This is a genomic window from Filomicrobium insigne, assembly GCF_900104305.1.
GTDB lineage: Bacteria > Pseudomonadota > Alphaproteobacteria > Rhizobiales > Hyphomicrobiaceae > Filomicrobium > Filomicrobium insigne.
In genome coordinates this window covers 563,900-585,087 of record NZ_FNJC01000002.1, presented here as the reverse complement: position 1 = coordinate 585,087, position 21,188 = coordinate 563,900, and the positions used below count along the sequence as shown (strand labels likewise).

General features: G+C 57.2%; 20 protein-coding genes. 13 read left to right on the top strand and 7 right to left on the bottom strand.

Annotated elements, in window-relative coordinates; all coding sequences use genetic code 11:
- Positions 1-97: 97 nt before the first annotated feature.
- Complete coding sequence (locus BLS30_RS08660; RefSeq protein ID WP_082101203.1) at positions 98-592, bottom strand: GyrI-like domain-containing protein; 495 nt, start codon at positions 590-592, stop codon at positions 98-100.
- 146 nt (positions 593-738) lie between these two features.
- Complete coding sequence (locus BLS30_RS08655; protein ID WP_090228098.1) at positions 739-1,644, bottom strand: uracil-DNA glycosylase; 906 nt, start codon at positions 1,642-1,644, stop codon at positions 739-741.
- Positions 1,645-1,782: 138 nt separating this feature from the next.
- Here BLS30_RS08655 and BLS30_RS08650 point away from each other — a divergent pair, with 138 nt between their 5' ends.
- From BLS30_RS08650 to BLS30_RS08640, 3 genes are all read left to right on the top strand, one after another.
- Positions 1,783-3,468, top strand: coding sequence for an electron transfer flavoprotein-ubiquinone oxidoreductase (locus tag BLS30_RS08650; protein ID WP_244512397.1), 1,686 nt, complete (start codon positions 1,783-1,785; stop codon positions 3,466-3,468).
- Between the two features lie 185 nt (positions 3,469-3,653).
- Entirely contained in the window at positions 3,654-5,486 is a 1,833-nt protein-coding gene (locus BLS30_RS08645; RefSeq protein WP_090228095.1) for a tetratricopeptide repeat protein, read from the top strand.
- 142 nt (positions 5,487-5,628) lie between these two features.
- Entirely contained in the window at positions 5,629-6,510 is an 882-nt protein-coding gene (locus tag BLS30_RS08640; RefSeq protein WP_090228091.1) for a 4-(cytidine 5'-diphospho)-2-C-methyl-D-erythritol kinase, read from the top strand.
- Positions 6,511-6,519: 9 nt separating this feature from the next.
- On the opposite strand, the gene BLS30_RS08635 is transcribed toward BLS30_RS08640, so the two are convergent.
- Positions 6,520-7,536, bottom strand: a complete 1,017-nt coding sequence (locus BLS30_RS08635; protein WP_046479502.1) for a polyprenyl synthetase family protein — start codon at positions 7,534-7,536, stop codon at positions 6,520-6,522.
- 114 nt (positions 7,537-7,650) lie between these two features.
- Between BLS30_RS08635 and BLS30_RS08630 the strand changes: the two genes are divergently transcribed.
- The 4 genes from BLS30_RS08630 (at position 7,651) to BLS30_RS17980 (ending at position 9,870) form a co-directional block, all read left to right on the top strand.
- Entirely contained in the window at positions 7,651-7,884 is a 234-nt protein-coding gene (locus BLS30_RS08630; protein ID WP_046479503.1) for a putative signal transducing protein, read from the top strand.
- A complete protein-coding gene (locus BLS30_RS08625) occupies positions 7,868-8,683 on the top strand; it encodes a tRNA1(Val) (adenine(37)-N6)-methyltransferase (protein ID WP_090228089.1) in 816 nt (271 codons plus the stop codon). Before BLS30_RS08630 ends, BLS30_RS08625 begins: the two co-directional genes overlap by 17 nt.
- A 178-nt stretch (positions 8,684-8,861) precedes the next feature.
- A complete protein-coding gene (locus BLS30_RS08620; protein ID WP_342027535.1) occupies positions 8,862-9,635 on the top strand; it encodes a S49 family peptidase in 774 nt (257 codons plus the stop codon).
- 46 nt (positions 9,636-9,681) lie between these two features.
- On the top strand, positions 9,682-9,870 hold the full coding sequence (locus BLS30_RS17980) for a hypothetical protein (protein WP_046479506.1): 189 nt from the start codon (positions 9,682-9,684) through the stop codon (positions 9,868-9,870).
- A 42-nt stretch (positions 9,871-9,912) separates the two neighbouring features.
- On the opposite strand, the gene BLS30_RS08615 is transcribed toward BLS30_RS17980, so the two are convergent.
- Entirely contained in the window at positions 9,913-10,119 is a 207-nt protein-coding gene (locus tag BLS30_RS08615) for a dodecin family protein (protein ID WP_046479507.1), read from the bottom strand.
- A gap of 182 nt (positions 10,120-10,301) precedes the next feature.
- Between BLS30_RS08615 and BLS30_RS08610 the strand changes: the two genes are divergently transcribed.
- The 4 genes from BLS30_RS08610 (at position 10,302) to BLS30_RS08595 (ending at position 14,404) form a co-directional block, all read left to right on the top strand.
- Positions 10,302-11,264, top strand: a complete 963-nt coding sequence (locus BLS30_RS08610) for a glycine--tRNA ligase subunit alpha (RefSeq protein WP_082101205.1) — start codon at positions 10,302-10,304, stop codon at positions 11,262-11,264.
- Positions 11,261-11,530 (top strand): hypothetical protein, encoded by a 270-nt coding sequence (locus BLS30_RS08605; protein ID WP_046479508.1) that lies wholly within the window; start codon positions 11,261-11,263, stop codon positions 11,528-11,530. The genes BLS30_RS08610 and BLS30_RS08605 overlap by 4 nt, the downstream gene beginning before the upstream one ends.
- Before the next feature lie 6 nt (positions 11,531-11,536).
- Entirely contained in the window at positions 11,537-13,747 is a 2,211-nt protein-coding gene (glyS, locus tag BLS30_RS08600) for a glycine--tRNA ligase subunit beta (protein ID WP_046479509.1), read from the top strand.
- Positions 13,748-13,987: 240 nt separating this feature from the next.
- The gene (locus BLS30_RS08595; protein ID WP_090228083.1) at positions 13,988-14,404 is read left to right on the top strand and encodes a gamma-glutamylcyclotransferase family protein; all 417 of its coding nucleotides are present in this window, start codon (positions 13,988-13,990) and stop codon (positions 14,402-14,404) included.
- A gap of 355 nt (positions 14,405-14,759) precedes the next feature.
- On the opposite strand, the gene BLS30_RS08590 is transcribed toward BLS30_RS08595, so the two are convergent.
- The gene (locus BLS30_RS08590; protein WP_090228081.1) at positions 14,760-16,667 is read right to left on the bottom strand and encodes an ABC-F family ATP-binding cassette domain-containing protein; all 1,908 of its coding nucleotides are present in this window, start codon (positions 16,665-16,667) and stop codon (positions 14,760-14,762) included.
- Between the two features lie 85 nt (positions 16,668-16,752).
- Entirely contained in the window at positions 16,753-18,210 is a 1,458-nt protein-coding gene (locus BLS30_RS08585; protein WP_046500987.1) for a DUF4339 domain-containing protein, read from the bottom strand.
- A gap of 345 nt (positions 18,211-18,555) precedes the next feature.
- On the opposite strand from BLS30_RS08585, the gene ndk reads away from it, so the two are divergent.
- Positions 18,556-18,978: a nucleoside-diphosphate kinase gene (gene ndk / locus BLS30_RS08580; protein WP_090228078.1), complete on the top strand. Its 423-nt coding sequence runs from the start codon at positions 18,556-18,558 to the stop codon at positions 18,976-18,978.
- 51 nt (positions 18,979-19,029) lie between these two features.
- Positions 19,030-19,548 (top strand): dihydrofolate reductase family protein, encoded by a 519-nt coding sequence (locus tag BLS30_RS08575; protein ID WP_090228076.1) that lies wholly within the window; start codon positions 19,030-19,032, stop codon positions 19,546-19,548.
- Between the two features lie 62 nt (positions 19,549-19,610).
- Here BLS30_RS08575 and BLS30_RS08570 read toward each other — a convergent pair whose 3' ends face one another.
- On the bottom strand, positions 19,611-20,966 hold the full coding sequence (locus BLS30_RS08570) for a cytochrome P450 (RefSeq protein ID WP_090228073.1): 1,356 nt from the start codon (positions 20,964-20,966) through the stop codon (positions 19,611-19,613).
- Positions 20,967-21,188: the final 222 nt, after the last annotated feature.

The window sequence follows — 21,188 nt, the reverse complement described above, 5'->3', positions numbered from 1 at the left end:
GGCCGCTTGCAGCAGGCCAGTAAAGCCTCGGACGGCAGACACTGGAGTTGAGAGTCTGGAGCCGCGGATCGCGTTGTCTATGAGAAGCTCGTTTAGTTCAAGCCGCGTTGCGACTCTGAGTGGCAACGGGGATGAGCAAATCGGTTTTGACAGTCGTGGGTGCGGAAAAATCCGGAGGGTCGAGAAAGATCGTAATCAAAGGACGGCTGCGATCGGCCGCATAATGGTTGGTGCCCGCCAGGTGAGATTGTATCGATGCAAACGCGGCGGAGATTTCGGCGCACGGTCCAACAAAGCGACTGCGGGCGAATGCTCCGCCGGGCAGACGATCAAACGGACAGTCGTCCAGGGGCGGTAATTTCCGAATGCCGTCAATTTCGACGCAAGCGATGTAGCTGTTGCCGTGGTAGCTTTCGGTCATCGCAGGGCCGAACTCAAGGCCGTAGCGTGTGGTTACGAGTCCCGAGATGGCGTTCCGTTGCAGCCAGGCCTCAATGCGCTGCCAGGCCGTGCGCGCCGCCACGGTGCCATTGCCGCTGACCCGCGTGCACGTAATTTGCTTTGGGCGAAGGTAGACTAAACCCACTGACACGTTGGTGTTCCCTCAGGGCCTTTGATTTCGATTTCGCGATGACTGTCAGCAATTGAGGCGAGTTGTCCGCGAAATTTGTTTTTCAGGACCTAAGTTCTCGGCAATAACTATATGAATATTTTATGCGAATTTTAACTGAGTTGAGGTCAGTCCGATGACTTCGATAACGCTTCGCGGATGTTGAGAAGATCGCGCCATGCGAGTCTCTTGGCGGCAGGTGTGCGCAACAGATAGGCCGGGTGCAGGCTTGCAAAAGCCTTGATGGATGCGTCGCCAACTTCGATCTGCTTCCATTTGCCGCGAAGGCGCATAATTCCTTCACTGGCATTGAACATCGACTTCGCTGCGGCACCGCCCAGGACGAGAATTATCTCAGGGGCGACCAGTTGGATCTGGCGATCCAAGAACGGTCGACAAACCTGAGCTTCCTGCGGCGTTGGCGTGCGGTTTCCAGGCGGGCGCCAATAAACGATGTTGGTAATGTGGACATCGTTCTCGCTGAGATCGATTGCGCCCAGCATACGGTCCAACAACTTGCCGGCGCGGCCGACAAATGGTCGCCCCTCGAGATCTTCGTCGCGGCCGGGTGCTTCTCCGATGATCATGAGACGGGCCTGCTCTGCGCCACGATAAACGCACGTATTCTTGGCGGTCGCCTTCAACGCGCAGCCTTCAAATCGTTCAAGTGCGGCGCGTAATTCCGAGAGTGAATTGACCGCGGCAGCCGCTTGCCGTGCGCTGCCAGCGCCGGCCGCTTGTGGCGTGACCGGCGTGAATCTCGACGCTTGCTGTGTTCTTGGGGGCTGCTCGCCGCCAGTCGCACGACGGTTGGGTGTCGGGGGCGGAGAAGGTGGCGGAGAGGGTGAGGTGGGGGCTGTTCCCGTACCCTGGTGGGCAGCGCCGCTTAGGGCAGCACGAACCGCCTCCCCGGGAGCTGTTCCGGGGCGTTCCATCCAGTTCAATGGCACGTCGGCAAGCACGCTGTCGATGCCCAATTCGCCGTACCAGGCGAGGAGGGAGACGAGCTGTGTGCGGTCAGGACCTTCCAACATAGCTCTTGTTTAGCCTGTTGGCTGTCGAAATACACCGACTTTGGCAACTTCTAGCTAGATGCGACTTGCGGTTTGCTTGACGGTATTGGGGCAGGCAACCTAATCCAAGGGTTTGACGCGATACATTAGGAAGGTGAGATGGAACGGAACGAGGCTGAACGGGCACCACGGGACTCAATGGATTTCGACGTTGTGATCGTCGGGGCCGGGCCAGCCGGGCTTGCGGCAGCCATCCGTCTCATGCAACTCGCCCAAGAGGCTGAACAGGAACTTTCTGTCGTCGTCCTGGAAAAGGGGTCGGAGGTCGGTGCGCACATTTTGTCCGGCGCTGTAATTGATCCGTCGGGGCTCGATAGCCTTATTCCCGACTGGCGAAGCAAAGGTGCGCCGCTTACGACGCAAGTCAAAAAAGACCGCTTCCTTTATCTCGGGGCCGCCGGGGAGCTGGCTCTGCCGAATTTCCTGATGCCGCCTTTGATGAACAATCACGGCAATTATATCGGCAGCCTCGGGGATCTGACGCGCTGGCTCGGTGAACAGGCGGCTGAGTTGGGCGTCGAAGTTTATCCGGGCTTTGCAGCCAGCGAGATCCTCTACAGCGAGGACGGCAGTGCCGTCGTCGGCGTGGCGACCGGCGACATGGGCGTTGGTCGCGACGGGGTTCCGAAGGACAGCTTTACCCGTGGTATGGAGCTTCGCGGCAAGTATACTTTGTTCGCTGAGGGAGCTCGAGGCTCACTGACCAAGCAGCTGACGGCAGACTTCAAGCTGGATGAGGGTTGCCAACCGCAGAAATACGGTATCGGCCTCAAAGAAGTTTGGGAGATTAAGCCGGAAAATCATCAGCCGGGGCTGGTGCAGCATTCTTTTGGCTGGCCGCTAGACAATAAGACGGGTGGCGGGTCCTTCCTCTACCACTACGGAGAGAATCTTGTCTCCGTTGGGTTTGTTGTTCATCTCAACTACGAGAACCCTTATCTCTCGCCCTATGATGAGTTTCAGCGCTTCAAGACGCATCCCGCGATCGCGCCAATCTTCGAAGGCGGCAAGCGCATCGCCTATGGCGCGCGCGCGATCACGGAGGGCGGTTGGCAGTCGCTTCCTCAGTTGGTCTTCGCGGGTGGCGCGTTGCTTGGATGCGCGGCGGGTATGGTGAACGTTCCCCGCATCAAGGGAAGCCACAATGCCATTTTGTCTGGCAAGGCGGCTGCGGAAGCTGCGTTCGCAGCCATTCAGGACGGGCGGTCTCACGACATTCTCGCAGCTTACGAGGAGGAGGTGCGCACCGGGGCCATCGCGCGCGATTTGAAACCTGTGCGAAACGTGAAGCCGTTATGGTCGCGTTTCGGAACCTTCGCGGGGATCATGCTCGGCGGCATCGATATGTGGGCGAATACGATCCTCAAGGGTGTCGGCTTCGGCTATACCCTCAAGCATGGAAAGCCGGATTACGCGGCTATTCGCCGTGCGGCGTCCGCACGTAAGATTGAGTATCCGAAACCCGACGGCGTTCTTACCTTTGATAAGCTCACGAACGTTTCTTTCTCAGGAACCAACCATGAGGAAGATCAGCCTGTTCATCTACGATTGGCCGACCCTAATATTCCGATTTCGGTGAATTTGCCTGAGTTCGCGGAGCCCGCACAACGCTATTGTCCGGCGGGCGTTTATGAAGTCATCGATGATGGTGCGGGTGATCCGCGCTTCCAAATCAACGCGCAGAACTGCGTTCACTGCAAGACGTGTGACATCAAAGATCCCAGTCAGAATATTAACTGGGTGTGTCCTGAGGGAGGTGGCGGGCCCAATTATCCCAGCATGTAGAGCTTCAATCTGGCCATAGCAGAATGGGCAGAATGACGAAATTAACATGCTTTTTTGAAGGCATGGCCATCGCATGGCCGCTTTCGGAGATAACGAGTCGCCAACCTACCTCTTTTGTTGTTAGCCTAGCGGCTAGGGGAATCAGGCATGGTCTCGTCTGGAAGAGCTATCAAGGAACCGTTGGCATGAGATTCTCGCGCAGTTCTGGCGTTGGCTTGCCTTTGTTGACCTGTTCAGCTCTGGTGCTTTCTGTCTTTTGGTCCGATGCGCGCGTGCAGGCCCGGACAACCGACGACACCTATCTTTCGCATTCCTTGGCTGGGAGCTATCTGGCGGGGCGGTTTGCACGGGCCAACCATGAGACGGGTCTGGCTGCAGAATTTTATCGCAACGCTTTGGTGCAAGATCCTGAAAGCGATATTCTCTTGGAGCAGAGCTTTCTCATGGAAGCTTCCGAGGGACACTTCGATCGAGCTATCAAGCTGGCTGAGCAACTCATTGTCAGACAGCCGAACCACCGCGTCGCACGCCTCGTCTTGGGCCTTCAGTCCTTCGATGCCGGTGATCTGAAAAAGGCCGAAGCTCACTTCAAAAAGGCTGGGACGGGCCCAATCGGCGAGCTGACGAGCGCAATCGCTCAGGCATGGGTGATCCTTGCGGAAGGCGATACGAACCGCGCATTGAATAAGCTCAAGCTGCCGCGGCAGGCGGATTGGGCGCAATTCTACTTGCAATACCATCGGGCTCTGATCGCGGATATCGGCGGTCGGCGATCGGTTGCGCGCGATGCGTACAATCAGGTCTTCGAACAAGATAGCCGGACTTTGCGTACCGCCCTCGCTTTTGCGCGGCATGCGGCAAACGGTAAAAATTTGAAGCAAGCGAAGACGATCCTTCGCAACCATCTTGAAGCGACCAGCGGAGACGGTCATCCGTTGGCGCACGAGCTGATGGATGAGCTCGGGAAGGGTCAAAAGGTCGATTTACTCATCGCCACTCCCCGGCAAGGACTTTCGGAAGTCTTTTATGGTTTGGGCGAGGCGTTGACTGGAGAAGGCGGCGTTTCCATTGGCGTGCTTTATCTGCAAATGGCGCTGTTCCTTGAACCGAAGCAACCGTTTGCGCTCGCGGCTCTGGCTAATGCTCACGAGACGACGAAGCGCTACGACGTGGCCATTGATACTTATCAGCGCATTCCCGATGGCACTCCGCTGCAGGCTGCCATTGATATTCGCCGCGCGTTGAATCTCAATTCACTGGATAAAGTGGATGAAGCCAAAGTGCTTCTCGAGAAGGTTGCGACGAAGAACCCGAAGGACATCAGGGCACTCGATACTCTCGGCAACATCATGCGCGCCCGTAAACGGTATGACGAAGCCGTTGTCTACTATACGCGTGTGATCGATTTGCTCGGCAGTGACCTTGAGCAGAAGGATTGGGTGCATTTCTATTCGCGCGGTACGTGCTACGAGCGGTTAAAGCGCTGGCCCGAGGCGGAGAAAGATCTGCAACAGGCTCTGAAGCTTAACCCCGATCAGCCGCTTGCTCTCAATTATCTCGGCTATTCCTGGGTCGATCAGAACAAGAATCTGAAAGAGGGCATGAAGCTCATCGAGAAGGCTGTTTCGCTTAAGCCTGATGATGGCTACATCGTCGATAGTTTGGGTTGGGCGCATTACCAGCTTGGCAATTACTCGCGCGCGGTCGGGTTCTTGGAGCAGGCCGTTGAGCTGCGCCCGGAAGATCCTGTTCTAAATGACCATCTTGGCGACGCCTATTGGCGCGTGGGTCGTCATCGCGAGGCTCGTTTCCAATGGGATCAAGCAATAAGCCTCAATCCCGAGCCTGATGATCTCGTCAAGATCAAGAAAAAGCTGTCGGAAGGTTTGCCGATTCGGCGGCAGGCAAACGCTGCTCAGGCGGTCAGCGACGAGCCGGCTGTTGATTTCAAGAAAACGCAGCCGGCGGCTGCGGCCTCCGAGGGGCAATCCTCAGTCCCGCTCCCGGCTCGTCGGTAACGTTGAGGGCAGGATACGCGCTCGTAAGAACTGCGGGTCCCCCTTGCCCCTCACTGCACAATTCTAGCTTGGCGTCGCGTCACTGTTCCTGGGCTGACATATCGGCTAGTTCTGCGGACCCGATAATACGGATGTCCGGTGCATGCCACGATCGAACCTCATACTCGAAACAGCGCCAGCCAAGGTGAACCTCAGTCTGCGCGTGCTTGGGCGCCGTGCTGACGGCTATCACGAGATCGAAAGTCTTGTGATGTTCGCTCGTTCAGCGGCTGATCAGGTGCGATTCACGCCTGGGAGAGAGCCGAAGTTAAACCTTTCAGGGCCGTTTGCTTCGGCGCTTAAGGGGACAAACATCGTGGAGACGGTGCTGGCGCGTATCTTCGACGTGGTCCCGGATATTCAGCTCGGCGAAGTTAGTTTGGATAAGAGGCTTCCCGTCGCATCAGGTGTCGGCGGTGGGTCCGCAGATGCCGCAGCAGTTCTGCGTGCGCTGCGTGTGGCAAACGCGGACTTGGCTTCTACGGTCGACTGGGTGGGGAGTGCGGCCGCGCTCGGAGCCGATGTGCCGATGTGCCTTGAAAGTCGGGCTTGCTTTGTGCGCGGCGTGGGTACGGAAGTCCTCCCGCTTTCGGATTTCCCCCCGTTGGCGATTGTGCTCGCCAATTCTCTTGTAGAGATGCCGTCAGACAAAACTGCGCAAGTCTTCAAATGTCTGGCAGCGCCGGAATATCAAACGGGCGGATCGGATGAGCCGCGAACATGTTTTTCTTCACGTGATGATTTGATTGCTTATGTGGCGAGTGTCGGGAATGACTTGACTAGTCCAGCACTCTCGCTTGCTCCGCAGATCAGTGACGTTGTGCGCGAGCTCAGTGCGAACCATGGGTGTCGGTATGCGGCGCTTTCAGGCGCCGGCCCCACGTGTTTTGGGCTGTATGACGATCTTCAAACAGCCAAGGAAGCCGCTATGGTGCTTACCGCTCGTCGACCGGATTGGTGGGTGGTTGCCAGTGAACTCGGTTAGACGACGCGATCAGTGCGCACGGTCGATGCAGAAGGCGATGACGTCCTGCATGGCTTGTTTTTCGGAGCAATCGTTGAAAATCGCCAGGGCGTCGCGTGCAATGGTGCCGTAGGACCGTGCGCGTGCGATCGTTGTTTCGATCGCGTCATGCTGATGCATGAGGGCGATGGCATGTTCCAGATCCCCCTCCTGAATATCACCCTCGCTGATGACACGCGTCCAGAATGTGCGTTCGCTCGCGTTGCCGCGGCGGTAGGCGAGGATGACAGGTAGGGTAACTTTGCCCTCGCGGAAATCGTCACCGATTTCCTTGCCAAGATTCTTGGTGTCGCCGGCATAGTCGAGGGCGTCATCGATGAGCTGGAAGGCGATGCCGAGATTGCGGCCGTAGGACTTCAGACCAGTGAGTTCTTCGATTGGGCGAGCGGCGATTGCGCCACCCGATTCGGCTGCACCTGAGAAGAGCGCTGCTGTCTTGGCGTCAATGATCGCGAGGTATTCATCTTCGGTCGTGGCCAGGTTCTTGGCAGCGGCAAGCTGCATGACCTCACCTTCTGCAATAACTGCGGCGGCATTGGACAGAATGCGCAGCACGGCTAGCGAACCAACGTCCACGAGCATGCGGAAGGCCTGACCAAGCAGGAAGTCTCCCACGAGGACGCTGGCTTGATTGCCCCACAGTATGCGTGCAGCTTTCTTCCCGCGGCGTTCGTCGCTCTCATCAACAACATCATCGTGGAGGAGCGTGGCTGTGTGCATGAATTCAACAGCGGCGGCGACGCGGATATGGCTGTCACCGTCATAGCCAACAAGCTTTGCAGCTGCGATGGTCAGCATCGGGCGTAAACGCTTACCGCCCGAGTCAATCAGGTGGTGGGCCAGCTGAGGAATGAGTTCAACATCGGAAATCGCCTTATCAAGGATCAGGCGGTTAATACCAGCCATGTCCGTCGCGACGAGATCAAGCAACGGCTTGATGCTTTGCGAAGGATCGCGGGCTTCACCGATCGGGACGACAACACCCAATGCTATTTCCTCAGTCTGCTATTATCCGTGGCCTGCAAGAGGTTGCGAGACGCGGAAACACTAAAGACACTTTGCCTACTTCGCACAAGAAACTTAGGAATGAGGTCATCGCGAATGCGCGAATTGATGAGGACCAACGATCCGGTGCTTCTTAGCTACGTAGAGGCACTCCTCACGGAGGTGGGTATCGACGTCACGGTTCTGGATGTCAATATGAGCATTCTAGAAGGTTCATTAGGCGTACTGCCGCGTCGAGCCATGGTTGCGGAACACCATCTCCCCAAGGCAATCAAGGTGTTGCAGGATGCGGACTTGGATCAATGGTTGAGCGATGATGCACGACGTTGATACTTCGCAAAAGGGTGACACAGCGCCATTGTGCCGCAGTGAAATCACGGATGACGACTTCCTGGGCGGGCAATTGAAGGTGTTGCAGCCAGTTCGTGGCTACCGCGCCGGACTGGATGCCGTATTGTTGGCTGCCGCCGTGGAGGCCAACTCAGATCGACGCACGCGGGTTCTTGATGTCGGGGCAGGTGTCGGGACGGTGGGATTATGCGTCGCGCGGCGGCTGCCTTTCGCGGAAGTCGTGTTGTTCGAGCGTGAAGCCGCGTTGGTGGATCTTGCCAGGGAAAATATCACGCGAAACGGGCTAGAAGGCCGTGTGCGAGCCTGTTTGGGCGAGGTGGGCGCGCGTGCGGGGCATTATCTTGAGCGTGAGGGATTGAAAGACGGTAGCTTTACGCATGTGCTCGCTAACCCGCCGTTTTTCGATGGCGGATCGGCAACACGTAGTGCGTCGAAGTTACGTGCGGCGGCTCATGTTATGGATGGTGGCGATTTCGAAGTATGGGGCCGGTTTTTGGCGCGTATGGCCGGACCTGCCGGACAGGCGCTTGTCATTCATAAGGCCGACGCGCTGGCCAAAGTTCTCGCCGGACTCGAGGGGCGTTTCGGGCGTATAAGGGTGCTACCGATACGTCCCAGGCCGGGGGAAAATGCAAACCGGGTTATCGTCAGCGGAATTAGGGGCAGCAAGGCGCCGTTGAGTGTCTTGCCGGGCTTTGTTCTGCACGGAGACGGTAATGGTTTTACACCTGCTGCTGAAGCTATTCTGCGGGAAGGCCGTGGCTTGTACCCTAAATGAGCGCAGAGATAGCCGAGGAGACGACTTAATCCCACCTTTCGGCTCTTGAGGGCCTTGTCAGAACATTAAAGTGACGGACGCCCCGCGTTCACAATTTCCATTAAGTGAGGACGTTTATATGTGGCCTTTTAGCCGTCGCCCTGTGGTTCCTGTGCTACGTTTTTCGGGACCTATCGGAATGTCGACTCCCTTGCGTCCGGGTTTGTCCCTGGGGGCGACAGCGGCAGCAATTGAGCGTGCGTTTAGCCTATCGAAATTGCCGTCGGTGGCGGTGCTGATTAATTCGCCCGGTGGCTCACCCGTTCAGTCAAGCCTGATTTTCAAGCGTTTACGTCAGCTCGCACAGGAGAAGGACAAGAAGATCTATGTCTTCTGCGAGGATGTGGCGGCGTCGGGCGGCTACTATCTTGCTGTCGCGGGAGATGAAATTTATGCGGATGCCGCCTCTATTGTTGGGTCAATCGGGGTGATTTCCGCTGGGTTTGGCTTCGTTGACGCCATCGAAAAACTGGGTATCCAACGGCGCGTCTATACAGCGGGGATTGCTAAGGGGCAGCTCGATCCATTTCAGCCCGAGAAGCCGGAGGATGTCGAGCGGCTTAAAGATTTACAGCGTGACGTGCACGATGTGTTCATCGGCGTCGTGAAGGAGCGTCGAGGCAGCAAACTTGCCGTTGTAGATTCGGAAGTATTTTCCGGAGCTTTTTGGTCTGCGAAGCGTGCTCTGGACATCGGGTTGATCGACGGGATCACGGACGTGCGCACGAAGATGCGTGAGCTTCATGGCGATAAGGTTGTTCTGCGTATGGTTCCGACGGCGCGCAGTGGGTTGCTCGGCGCGATGCGGCGTCCACCTTCTGCTCAGGAGTTCATTGCAAATCCCGGATCGTTGGCAGATGATCTCGTGTCCGCGATCGAGGCGCGTGCGCTCTGGTCGCGGTATGGATTGTAGGATGCCAGCATGGCCGTGATCGGCCAGTGTTGAGAGGCCTTTAAAGATGCCACCTCTAATCCTCTTGGCTGTCGCGGGCCTTGGCGCTTATGCCGGGTACCGATTGGTTCGCAGTGGAGTACACAAATCGATCAACCGTTCTTCGTTTCCCAGTGATGTGGCTGAGGCCGAGCCTCGCGATATGGGGGCGCTCGAACGCGACCCAGCAAGCGGAATTTACCGGCCACGGCATTAGGCTCGGCAGATAGCGCTGATCGGTAAACGTGTACTGTTTGGGTTAGTCTTTGACCTCGAAGGAGACTTTGCAGGTTACTCGGTAGGTGTCGAGCTTGCCGTCTGAGCCCACAGTCGCGGCAAAATCCTTGATCCATACGGAGCGAATGTTCTTCACGGTCTTTCCCGCTTTATCGGCAGCCTTTTGCGCTGCATGTTCCCAGCTCTCATCGGACTCGGACATCAACTCGATAACTTTAAGGACGGTCATGGTATGCACTCCACCACTTGAGAATGATCATACAACGTCCGTATGCTCCTGATGTTCCGTAATTCCTGCAGGCGCGCATTATTTTGCCGCGATTAGGAGCGGCATGGTGAGCATGGTGACAAGGTCGTCGAAGCGCGTATATTCGCCGCTCCATTGAGCCTTATGAGAAACGCAAAATCCCTATGGTAAGTTCTGCCGCCACAAAATCGGCAAAGACTGCGCATGGATCGGGCGCCGACGCGGTGCTGCGGCCTGCCCAATCCTTTCAGGATCTCATCCTAACGCTGCAGCAGTTCTGGGGGCGCCAAGGCTGTGTCATCCTGCAGCCTTACGACATGGAGGTCGGGGCCGGGACGTTTCATCCCGCGACGACACTGCGTTCTCTTGGACCGCGGCCGTGGAACGCGGCTTATGTGCAGCCGTCGCGACGGCCGAAGGATGGCCGGTATGGTGAAAACCCAAACCGCCTTCAGCATTACTATCAGTTCCAGGTCATCATGAAGCCGTCGCCGGCTAATTTTCAGGACCTCTACCTGGAAAGTCTGGATGCGATCGGAATTGATACGACGATCAATGACATACGTTTCGTTGAGGACGATTGGGAGAGCCCGACGCTGGGGGCGTGGGGGCTCGGCTGGGAAGTTTGGTGCAACGGAATGGAAGTTTCGCAGTTCACTTACTTCCAGCAGGTTGGTGGCTTTGATTGCCGTCCGGTTGCGGGTGAGATCACATACGGGCTCGAACGACTGGCCATGTACGTTCAGGGCGTCGACCGCGTCTATGATCTCAACTTCAACGGGCGGGATGATGAGCGAAAGCTGACCTACGGCGATATTTTCCTGCAGGCTGAACAGGAATATTCACGTTTCAACTTCGAGTACGCGGACACCGAAATGCTTCTGCGTCATTTCAAAGATGCCGAAATGCATTGTCAGAAGTTGCTCGAGGCGGGAGCCGACGGTGATCGGCACGTCATGGTGTTGCCTGCGTACGATCAGGCCATCAAAGCGTCCCACATCTTCAATCTGCTGGATGCACGCGGCGTCATATCCGTGACGGAGCGGCAGAGTTATATCCTCAGGGTACGTGAACTCACAAAAGCCTGCTGCGGAGCATGGCTGAAAACAGAAGGTGGTGGATTATGATGAGCCATTGGATCGGAATTGCGATCATCGTGGTGCCGGTGCTGCTCATTGCGGCACTAATCCTAAAACGGCCGGTGTTCTGGTTTCTCACGGTGCTGATCGCGGTTGGTATCGGTTATCTGCACTACACGGGTGCCGACGTTGAACTTGGCAACGCCGTGTTGGTTGAGGTGGACAAGATCTATCCGCTTGGTGATGGCGTGCCGAAGCCAGGTGAGGTGGGTCAACCTCAGCCGAGCAACGCTCCTGCACCTAGCGGCTACTGAGGGCGTATGGCACAGCTCCTACTCGAACTCTTTTCGGAAGAAATTCCGGCCCGCTTGCAACAGCGGGCCGCTGACGATTTGAAGCGGCTGGTGGTCGAAGGCCTCGGTGCGCACGGTCTTACGTGCGGGGCGGCGCAGGCGTTTGCGACGCCGCGTCGCTTGAGCCTCGTCATCGAGGATGTGCCGGAGGCGTCACCTGCGATTTCCGAGGAGCGGAAAGGCCCGCGCGTTGGGGCACCGGATAAAGCGATCCAAGGGTTCTTGAAGGCGGCTGGATTGGATTCAATCGAGGCTGCGGAAATCGTCAGTGATGAGAAGAAGGGTGACTACTATCTCGCCAAAATAGATAAGCCGGGCCGTTCCGCCGTCGATCTTATCAGTGAGGTTGTGCCGGCAGTTGCCGGCCGCTTTCCGTGGCCGAAATCGATGCGCTGGGGGAGCGGTGACTTTCAATGGATCCGGCCGCTGCAATCGGTTCTTTGCCTGCTCGATGGCAAGGTCGTGGGTTTTGAGATCGCCGGCATCGCCGCGGGAGATACGACACGCGGCCATCGCTTCCACGGAGGCAATGCCTTCGCTGTTTCGGATTTTGCCGACTACGGCAAAAAGCTGAAACAAAAAAAGGTGCTTCTGCCGACGTCTGAACGCGCAGCGATGATCGCGGAGGATGCGCGGGCACTTGCGACGGACGCCGGTCTTGAGCTGGTTGAAGATGACGCGCTGCTCAACGAAAACGCCGGGCTTTGTGAATGGCCTGTCGTGCTCATGGGCACGTTCGACGAAGAATTTCTTGAGGTGCCAGCGGAGTGCCTGATGACGTCGATGAAGACGCATCAGAAGTGCTTCTCTCTGCGCGACGTTGAGACGAGCAAGTTGGCGAACCGTTTTGTTCTTGTTTCCAACCTGATCGCGAAGGACGGAGGTTCTGCGATCATTGCGGGTAACGAGAAGGTCATGCGCGCGCGGCTCTCGGATGCAAAGTTCTTCTGGGAGCAGGACAAGAAGCATCCGTTGGAAGATATGCGGCTTGAGCTTAAGGCCATCACCTTCCACGAGAAGCTTGGCACGCAATGGGATCGCACGGAGCGGATTGCGGAATTCGCCGATCAGATCGCGGGAGCGGCGGATGCTGAGCCTGAATTGGCACGCCGCGCTGCGCAATTGTGCAAAGCAGATCTCGTTTCCGGCATGGTCGGGGAGTTCCCCGAGCTGCAAGGCTTGATGGGCCGCTATTATGCGGAAGCCGAACACATCGATTCCAAGATCGCTTCGGCGATTGAAGAGCACTACAAGCCGAAAGGTGCTGGTGACAGCGTGCCGTCGGCACCGGTGTCGGTTGCGGTGGCGCTGGCGGACAAGCTCGATACGCTTGTGGGCTTCTGGGCGATTGACGAAAAGCCGACGGGTTCGGGTGATCCCTATCAGCTTCGCCGTGCGGCGCTAGGTGTTATTCGGATCGTGTTGGAGAACGATCTGCGGTTGGGGCTTTTCAAACGCCTGCGAGATCACGCGATGCTCATGGGCGAACAAATCGCAGGTTCGGAGAGCGATGCTGTTTTGAAGGCACTCTATGACTTACCGCCAGAGCTTCGCGAAACAGAACTATTCGAAATGCAGGTTGAGAATCAGCTCTTCAAGAGTGCGTTTGGTTCCGGGTGGACGGAGAAGTTTGCGCGTTCAGTCCAGATTGCCGACGACCTCCTCGATTTCTTCGCCGACCGCCTCAAAGTCTATCTGCGTGATCAGGGGCAGCGCTATGATTTGATCGATGCCGTTTTTGCGCTGCCGGGACAGGATGATCTGGCGCTGATCGTGAAACGCGTCGAGGCATTGTCGACCTTCCTCGAAACGGATGACGGCGCGAACCTTCTGGCAGGCGTTAAACGTGCCAACAACATTCTGGCCATCGAAGAGAAGAAGGACAAGGCGAGCTATTCGGGCGAGCCGAAGGGCCGGCTGCTTGTTGAGCCCGCTGAGCGCGAACTTGCGGCTGCCATCGCCAAGGTAAAGTTCGATACGCAGGCGGCCATCAATGTCGAGAATTTTGAAGGTGCCATGCGCGCGCTCGCGGAGCTACGAGCGCCTGTCGATCATTTCTTCGATAAAGTGATCGTCAATGCCGAGGATGCGGCCTTGCGCGAGAACCGGTTGAAACTGCTCTCGGAGATCCGGGCCGCGACGTTGACGGTTGCGGACTTCTCGAGGATTGCGGGGTAGAGACGGCACTCTCGCTGTGCGCTGAGCCGTCATGTCATACTCGTGCCCAAGGTTTGGCTGGGTCTTTATTGCGAAGGTTCTGCGCATGCCGCAGAGGTCTCCCGGTGGACAGCTGGATCCCGGCATTTATTGCCGGGATGACAGGCTTGGGGATGGGAGCCAAAATTCCCCGCCATGTGAGGAGCTAGCGGTGAGCGATGCTCGCAATTCGATCAGCGTGGGACTGGAGACTGTCCCGGCATGAGCGAGGACGACCGATATCACTTGTTCGTCTATGGCACGCTTATGCGCGCTGCTAGTGGCGCCCTCGGTGCGCGGGAGCGGCAACGTCTCGCGTGTGGAGCGACGACGTTGGGCGCAGCTTGGGTAACCGGTCAACTTTATGATCTTGGCGGCTATCCCGGTGCGGTGCTCGCGGATGAAAATCGCGGCGTTGTGATGCACGGCGAAGTCATGCGCCTTGCTGATCCCGATGCTGTGTTCAGGTGGCTCGATCCGTATGAGGACGTCACTCCTGGTGGCAGTCCTTCGGATCTCTATCGACGCATCCTGACGTGCGCGACTCTGGCCAATGGTACGCGCAGAGGTTGCTGGATCTACACGCTGCGTCGCGCGCCTGATGGATTGAAAGTTCTCTCCAATGGTCGGTGGCAATAGGCCCGCCGCTACAGTTGGGTCGGCTCGATCATGAGCCGGACTGCAACTCAATTCTGATGAAGAGAAGGCCGCGGCGGGGAGCCCTGACGAACCCGCTTTTGCCCTCTAAACAAATTCGGCACGTACCCCGCTATACGCGGTCAGGGCTTCCTCGTCGCAAATCCGTCATATCGGAAAAGGAGTGGGGTGACTATCTCACGGATGGCAAAACTGATTAGTTCTTTAGATTCGAAAAGCGTCTGGGGAAAACGTTGGTGATAGCTGTGTGTAAAGCGTCTTAAACCGCTCTGCGGAGGTATGAAGTATCCCAGATCTTATCCGTTGTTTTTAAATGATAAACATCATGATCCGCACGTCAGCTAGCTTGCTTCTGAAGTGCTTCGGCGTTTTCGTAAGCCTCGCTTGCTTCAAGCCAAGTTTCCTCAGCCTGTTGTAACTCCTTGGCTAAACGTCCGCGCTGCTGAGCCGTGCTCTGTGCGCGCGCCGGATCGGTCGTGTAGAGGGTTTCGTCGGCCAGGATTGTATCCAGTTTTACAATCTCGGCGTTGAGCTTTTCGAGTTTCTGTTCGGCGCTGCGGACCGCCTTCTTCAACGGCGCCAATTCGGCGCGCCGGTCGGCTGCCAATCGGCGTTCTGCGGCACGGTCGGTCTTGTCGTTTCCACTGTCACCTGATTTTGCAGCGGGGGCGCGCGTTGCTCGCTCTGCGAGCAAGTCCGTTCGGTAGCTCGTCATGTCGCCGTCGTAACTTTTGACGGTGCCGCCGGCGACGATCCAAAGCCGGTCGGCCGTCGCTTCGACGAGGTGACGGTCGTGACTGATGAGAATGACCGCCCCCTCATAGTCACTCAGCGCATGGATCAGGGCCTCGCGGGAATCCACGTCGAGGTGGTTGGTGGGCTCGTCGAGGATCATCAGGTTGGGACGGTGAAACGCTGTCAGGGCGAGAAGCAGCCGGGCTTTTTCGCCGCCGGAAAGATCGTCGCAAGCGGTGTCGGCCTTGTCCGCGCCGAAGCCCCAGGTTCCCAGGCGCGCGCGTTTTGCGGCCTCGGTAGCCTCCGGCATCAAGTCCGCGATGTAGTGGTAGGGCGTCCACGCGGGATCGAGTTCGTCGAGTTGATGTTGCGCGAAGTACCCGACTGAAACTTTGGCCGCGCCGAAAACTTCGCCTGATAGAGGCGCGAGCTTCCCGGCGATCAGTTTCGCAAATGTCGATTTCCCGTTGCCGTTCTGGCCGAGCAGGGCGATGCGATCGTCATTGTCGATGCGCAGATTGAGTTTTGTCAGGATAGGTTGGTCCGGTGCGTAACCGACGGAGGCTCCCTCCAGACGTAGCAGTGGACTTGCGATCATCTTTTCCGGAGCCGGCAGTGCGAAGGGTACGACCCGGTCTTCCGTCGCAGCTGCGATAGGCTGCATCTTCGCGAGGGCTTTCATGCGGCTTTGAGCCTGACGCGCCTTGGTCGCTTTGGCGCGGAAGCGATCAATGAAAGCCTGGATGTGCCGACGCTGTTCGTCTTGCTTCTTTCGCAGTTTCAACTGCAGGCGTTGCTGTTCGCGTCGAGCTTCCTCGAAGTCATCGTAGCCGCCGGCGTACATGGTGATCTTACCGCGATCGAGATGCAGGATGGCGCCGACAGCCTGGTTGAGAAGGTCGCGATCGTGGCTGACAATAAGAACGGTGTGCGGGTAGGTCCGCAGGTAGTTCTCAAGCCAAAGCGTGCCTTCGAGGTCGAGATAGTTCGTCGGCTCGTCCAGCAGAAGAATTTCGGGTTCCAGAAACAGTACGGCAGCGAGCGCTATCCGCATGCGCCAACCACCGGAATATTCTTTGCACGCACGCCGCTGCGCGTCTTCGTCGAAGCCGAGGCCGGACAGGATTTGTGCGGCACGTGCTGGTGCTGAGTGCGCGTCGATGTCCACCAGCCGTTCGTGGATCGCCGCGATACGTGCCGGGTCCTGAGAAACTTCGGCCTCTGCCAGCAAGCTTGAGCGTTCTGTATCGGCAGTTAACACCCAATCAATCAGACTGAAATCGCCGCCGGGGGCTTCCTGAGCAATGTGGCCGATACGGGCGTGGCGTGGCGCGTTGATGGTGCCGTCGTCTGGGCTCAGTTCTCCGGTGATCAGTTTGAGGAGCGTTGTCTTGCCAGCGCCATTGCGGCCCACGAGCCCGCACTTGTGGCCAGTGGGGATCGCAACCGTCGCGCCTTCGAGGATGGGTTTGCCCTCGACCCGATATGTCAAATCGTTGATATGAAGCATGGTCTACATGCAATAGAGCATATTCGTCCGACGCGAAATCGGGATGGTTGCCCTTAGCTGGAGATGCATGGAAACCGCGCCGTTTTTAGCCTGCCACGATGGGGCGCAAGGTCTCAAACAGCAAGCGCTCCTGAACTGCGGCATCGGAGATTGCAAGGTGTGCGGAGAACCAATCCTGGACCATCTTGCAGACCTTCTCGTGCTCAGTCTGAGCCAGTGCTTTTGGATCAGCAAACACGCGCAGATCAGCTTTTGACCATCCCAGCTTGGTTAGCTCGGCAGCGAGAACATCATAATCGGATTTTGTCGCTCGTACGCGTGACACCGGCGACTTGCGGCCATCGGAGACGGCTTCAAAAATCGCTGCAATTTGAGCTTCGATCGCTTCGCCATAACCGCGTTGTGGGAAGAGTTCGATTACTGCAGGACTCGATTCCCCCTGGCCAATAAACGAATAGCAGGTGGCGGCGGAATGGCTGGCCAAGCTCTTCAAATTCGCGAGAAAGGATTGTGCGACGTTGATGAGTTTCGATGTGTCGGCCGCGAGGGCATGCTCAGCGTTCTTGCGGCGCAGTTCGACAAGCTGAACGATCAAGTGCTTCGACATGTCGGCTTCTGTGCCTGCCGAGACGATCCGTGCTGCCTCTTCGATATTCGTCTGGTACCACTCCGGGAAGTCGGCCTTAAGCTGCTGCCAGAGCTGTGAGCGCTGGAAGTTCTCGTCGATCATCTGCGGCGTTACAGTCGGCTTTTGCGTGGACTGGCTCGGAGGTGTCGCCGGAGTAGGTTGAGGCGCGGGCGAATTGGCTGCTGACTGGCTGTTATCGAGCGCGGCCGTTTTGGTTTCGCCCTCAGCTTTCACGACCGGTGGGCCGTTGTCGCCGTTCGTTGTCATATTTGCCATCGCGAGGATGGTGTCCTGGTTCGTCGCAGCGAGCCAGCCGCCTGCGCCGATCAGCACCAGAATTGCGACGAGGGCGATCGCGCCGCGTGAGCGGCGGCGCGGCGGTGGCGCTTCGTCTTCAAGATATTCTTCTTCGTTTTCTGTCGGCGCGACATGTGTGCTTGCCGGATGAGGTCCCGCTTGTCTTGCAGAATAAGGGTCCTGAGATGCTCTGTTGGGTGCACCCGTGGTGGTGGGGCGATGACCTGGATGACCTCCAGCTCCTGCGTGTCCTGGCGGATTGCTGGCTGGATTGCCTGCGGCGGGCCGTGCTGCTGCCGGACTGGAAGGAGCTTGTGGAGACCGTTGTTCGGGTCTTGGCTGTGATGGCTCGCTATGATGAGGCCGCGGTCCTGGTGCCTGGTGGGCAGAAGGACTTTGCGGGGCTTGTTCTGATGGTGCCGCTGGTGGTGTGGGGGCCGGTGGCGGAAATACGCTCTGTGCCGGTTGCCACTCGGCAAAGCCGGGGCGCCAGACGAGGTCTGTCGGGCGCATATGCCCCGATTGCACGAACATGCGGATTTCAGCATCGGACAAGGGGCCATGCTGCGCACCGTCGCGGGCGATGTACCACTGAGTTGCCGTGGGTGTTTCGGTCATCCGTTTCTCACAGCCGAGCCGGCGTATTTTAAGCGATATCGCTTCATGAATATTGGGACCACTGGTGTGCCGCTTCGTTTTCCTCCGATCGGCGCGCCGCGTCAACGATCAGGCCTGAATGCCATTCACCCATTTCAGGCGCGAATGGCATGAATTTGAGCGCCCCTTCTGCTTCATCACATTAAAAACCGGGCTTTTACATGGCCATCGCGCTTAGGTTGCGATCGCAAGTCCAAACATATTGCCTCGATCCACTCGGTGCCTTCTATCGAGCCTTGTGATCAAACCAGGGCACAGCTATAAACCGCGCCGAGCCTTCAACAAACAGAAACGAGAGAGCCCGAGATGACCATCGAGCGGACCTTTTCCATTATCAAGCCGGATGCGACGAACCGGAATATCACCGGGGCTGTCAACGCCGTTATTGAGAAAGCTGGCCTGCGTATCGTCGCGCAAAAGCGGGTTCTCTGGAGCCGCGAGCAAGCTGAGAAGTTCTACGAGGAGCACGCTCAGCGCTCATTTTACGGTGAACTCTGTGACTTTATGACGTCGGCACCAATCGTGTGCCAAGTGCTCGAGGGCGAAAATGCGATCGCGAAGTATCGCGAGGTTATGGGCGCCACGGACCCAGCTGAAGCTGCCGAAGGTACGATCCGGAAGCTTTTTGCTCTTTCCAAGGGTGAGAATTCAGTGCATGGGTCAGATAGTCCGACATCGGCACAACGCGAAATCGCTCTCAACTTCAGTGATAGCGAGATTGTCGGATAATTCAGGGGTCCGGCGCCTGCTGCGGGGCAGTGCTAACGGCACGGAGTCTCGATGGCGAAGGTAAGGCTGTACGCAGCAACGAGTCTGGACGGATTTATCGCCGATAACACAGGCGATACCGATTGGTTGCTGCCTTACCAAGGTTCTATTTTCGGCACCGGCTTCATGGGAGAAGTCGGTGCCGTTATTTTAGGACGGCGTACCTATCAAATTATGCAGGCATTCAATGGTTGGCCGTATGCGGGCAAGCGCGCCTACGTCCTGAGCTCTTCGCAGATTTCCAGTTTGCCCGAGAATACAATGGTGGTGAAGACTGGCATTGGGGCGGCGGTTGAGGCTGCGCGTTGTGTCACGACGCAAGACATCTGGGTGGTTGGCGGAGCTTTGACCATGCAGTCCGCTCTTGAGGCCGACCTTGTGGATTTGGTGGAAATCTGCGTAGCACCGGTCCTGCTTGGTGCAGGCTTGACGATGCTCATGTCGCTTGAGCGGCGTGCCGATCTCTATTTCGACGGTATTCAGACGTTTGAGAATGGGGTTGTGAAATTACGCTACGTGACAAAGCGTTGACCTCGTGAAAAATAAAGGGCGACCGAAATATCGGTCGCCCCTCGTAAAAAGTTTGATGCTTTTTAGCTTAGTTCACGAATGCGGAATTTGAGTCCGCCTTTCGGCGTCAGGGTCACCGTCGCGTTGAGCGGTGCCGGTTCGGGACCGACGTACTCAGGACGGAAGCGACGCAGCAGAACAGAGAGTGCCAGGGTGTTTTCAACCTGGCTCATGGCGCCGCCGATGCACGAGCGTTTCCCGGCTCCGAATGGGATGTAGGAGTATTTGACGCGTTTTTTAGCCGCGTCACCCATCCAGCGTTCGGGGCGGAATTCCTCAGGGGCGTCCCAGAAGCGCGGGTTGTGGTGTGCTCCGTAGCTAAACAGCACGATGCGGTCACCAGCTTCGATTTTCTTGCCGTCGATCTCGTCCGGGCCTGCCGCGGTGCGGATGAGACTCCAGACCGGCGGGTACATACGCATCGTTTCCTGGATGACTGCGCGCGTATAGACGAGTGCGGAGTAATCGTGCGCCGTTGGTTCGCGGTCGCCGCAAACCATTTCGCCTTCGCGGCGGATGCGTTCGGCAGCTTCAGGATGTTTTGATACGAGATAGAGCGCCCACGCCAGGGCCAGAGCTGTGGTTTCGGTGCCGGCCCATAGGTATTGCTTGAGTTCGTCGATGGCTTGCTGATGATCGAACTCTGGCATCTCGGGGTCAGCTGCGGCAGCTTCGATCATTTTCAGGAGCGTCTGCTCGCGTTCTTCACGCGGATCGGCGCCCATAACGGCCGGCGGAACGCTCCACCAGCTCTCGACCGCTTTCGCAGTGTCGGCACCCGCAACTTCAAAGAGTTCGCCATGCTGTTTCTTAACGCGAATTTCTTTGTGGCTGCTGACGTCGGTATAGGTTTTTACGCATTTGAAAATGAAATGCGGGTTGAACGGCATATCGCGGTCGAATAGTGCCTTGCAGATCATGTCGGCTGCAAGGGTCCAGGTTTGTTCGACCATCTCGATTTCTTCACCGGACTTAGCGAGATCAGCCCATCTTTGTAGCTTTGCCTGGATTGCCTGATTGAAATACGGGATGTATTCCGCAAACATATCGGGATGAAACGCCGCCTGTTGGGGCATGCGGATCTTCTGCCAAAGAGCGCCATCCAAAGTGATCATCGATTTACCGAAGATCGGAATCAGACCGTCGAAATACTTCACGTAATTGTCGGTCTTGGTGACGAGCACATGCTTGAAGTATTCCGGCTCGCTAATAAACACGACCCGCTGCCGGGCCATGTTGACCGGAATGACCGGTCCATAGCGCTCCGACATTTGCATGAGCATGCCCATCGGATTGGTGGGATCTTTGAGAAGTGGCGACAGTTTGAACCATATGCTCTCCTCGCCAAACTGGCTGGAAGGGCTTTCGATCATACTCATGGTTCATTCTCCTAACGGGCAGGCGCGGTCTTGCATACGAGTTATCGGCACTGCAATGGCCGGGCCAACTTGAGATGCTGGCGGGGCCATGTGAAACGCGCGGTTGAAACGCGCGGTGTTACTTCGCACAAAGTAACTAATGGCGTCGTTAACGAGCGGTCGTGGACCAAGATGGAATCTAATGCCAAGTCCGCAAAAAAAGTGTGTTACGCGCGGCACAGT

Coding starts and splice junctions, on each gene's coding strand:
- BLS30_RS08625 (WP_090228089.1), top strand. CDS start 7,868: ATGATGCACGACGTTGATACTTCGCAAAAGGGTGACACAGCGCCATTG.
- BLS30_RS08575 (WP_090228076.1), top strand. CDS start 19,030: ATGGCGAAGGTAAGGCTGTACGCAGCAACGAGTCTGGACGGATTTATC.
- BLS30_RS17980 (WP_046479506.1), top strand. CDS start 9,682: ATGCCACCTCTAATCCTCTTGGCTGTCGCGGGCCTTGGCGCTTATGCC.
- BLS30_RS08640 (WP_090228091.1), top strand. CDS start 5,629: ATGCCACGATCGAACCTCATACTCGAAACAGCGCCAGCCAAGGTGAAC.
- BLS30_RS08585 (WP_046500987.1), bottom strand. CDS start 18,210: ATGACCGAAACACCCACGGCAACTCAGTGGTACATCGCCCGCGACGGT.
- BLS30_RS08615 (WP_046479507.1), bottom strand. CDS start 10,119: ATGACCGTCCTTAAAGTTATCGAGTTGATGTCCGAGTCCGATGAGAGC.
- BLS30_RS08650 (WP_244512397.1), top strand. CDS start 1,783: ATGGAACGGAACGAGGCTGAACGGGCACCACGGGACTCAATGGATTTC.
- BLS30_RS08630 (WP_046479503.1), top strand. CDS start 7,651: ATGCGCGAATTGATGAGGACCAACGATCCGGTGCTTCTTAGCTACGTA.
- BLS30_RS08610 (WP_082101205.1), top strand. CDS start 10,302: ATGGTAAGTTCTGCCGCCACAAAATCGGCAAAGACTGCGCATGGATCG.
- BLS30_RS08620 (WP_342027535.1), top strand. CDS start 8,862: ATGTCGACTCCCTTGCGTCCGGGTTTGTCCCTGGGGGCGACAGCGGCA.
- BLS30_RS08570 (WP_090228073.1), bottom strand. CDS start 20,966: ATGAGTATGATCGAAAGCCCTTCCAGCCAGTTTGGCGAGGAGAGCATA.
- BLS30_RS08595 (WP_090228083.1), top strand. CDS start 13,988: ATGAGCGAGGACGACCGATATCACTTGTTCGTCTATGGCACGCTTATG.
- BLS30_RS08590 (WP_090228081.1), bottom strand. CDS start 16,667: ATGCTTCATATCAACGATTTGACATATCGGGTCGAGGGCAAACCCATC.
- BLS30_RS08645 (WP_090228095.1), top strand. CDS start 3,654: ATGAGATTCTCGCGCAGTTCTGGCGTTGGCTTGCCTTTGTTGACCTGT.
- ndk (WP_090228078.1), top strand. CDS start 18,556: ATGACCATCGAGCGGACCTTTTCCATTATCAAGCCGGATGCGACGAAC.
- BLS30_RS08605 (WP_046479508.1), top strand. CDS start 11,261: ATGATGAGCCATTGGATCGGAATTGCGATCATCGTGGTGCCGGTGCTG.
- BLS30_RS08655 (WP_090228098.1), bottom strand. CDS start 1,644: ATGTTGGAAGGTCCTGACCGCACACAGCTCGTCTCCCTCCTCGCCTGG.
- glyS (WP_046479509.1), top strand. CDS start 11,537: ATGGCACAGCTCCTACTCGAACTCTTTTCGGAAGAAATTCCGGCCCGC.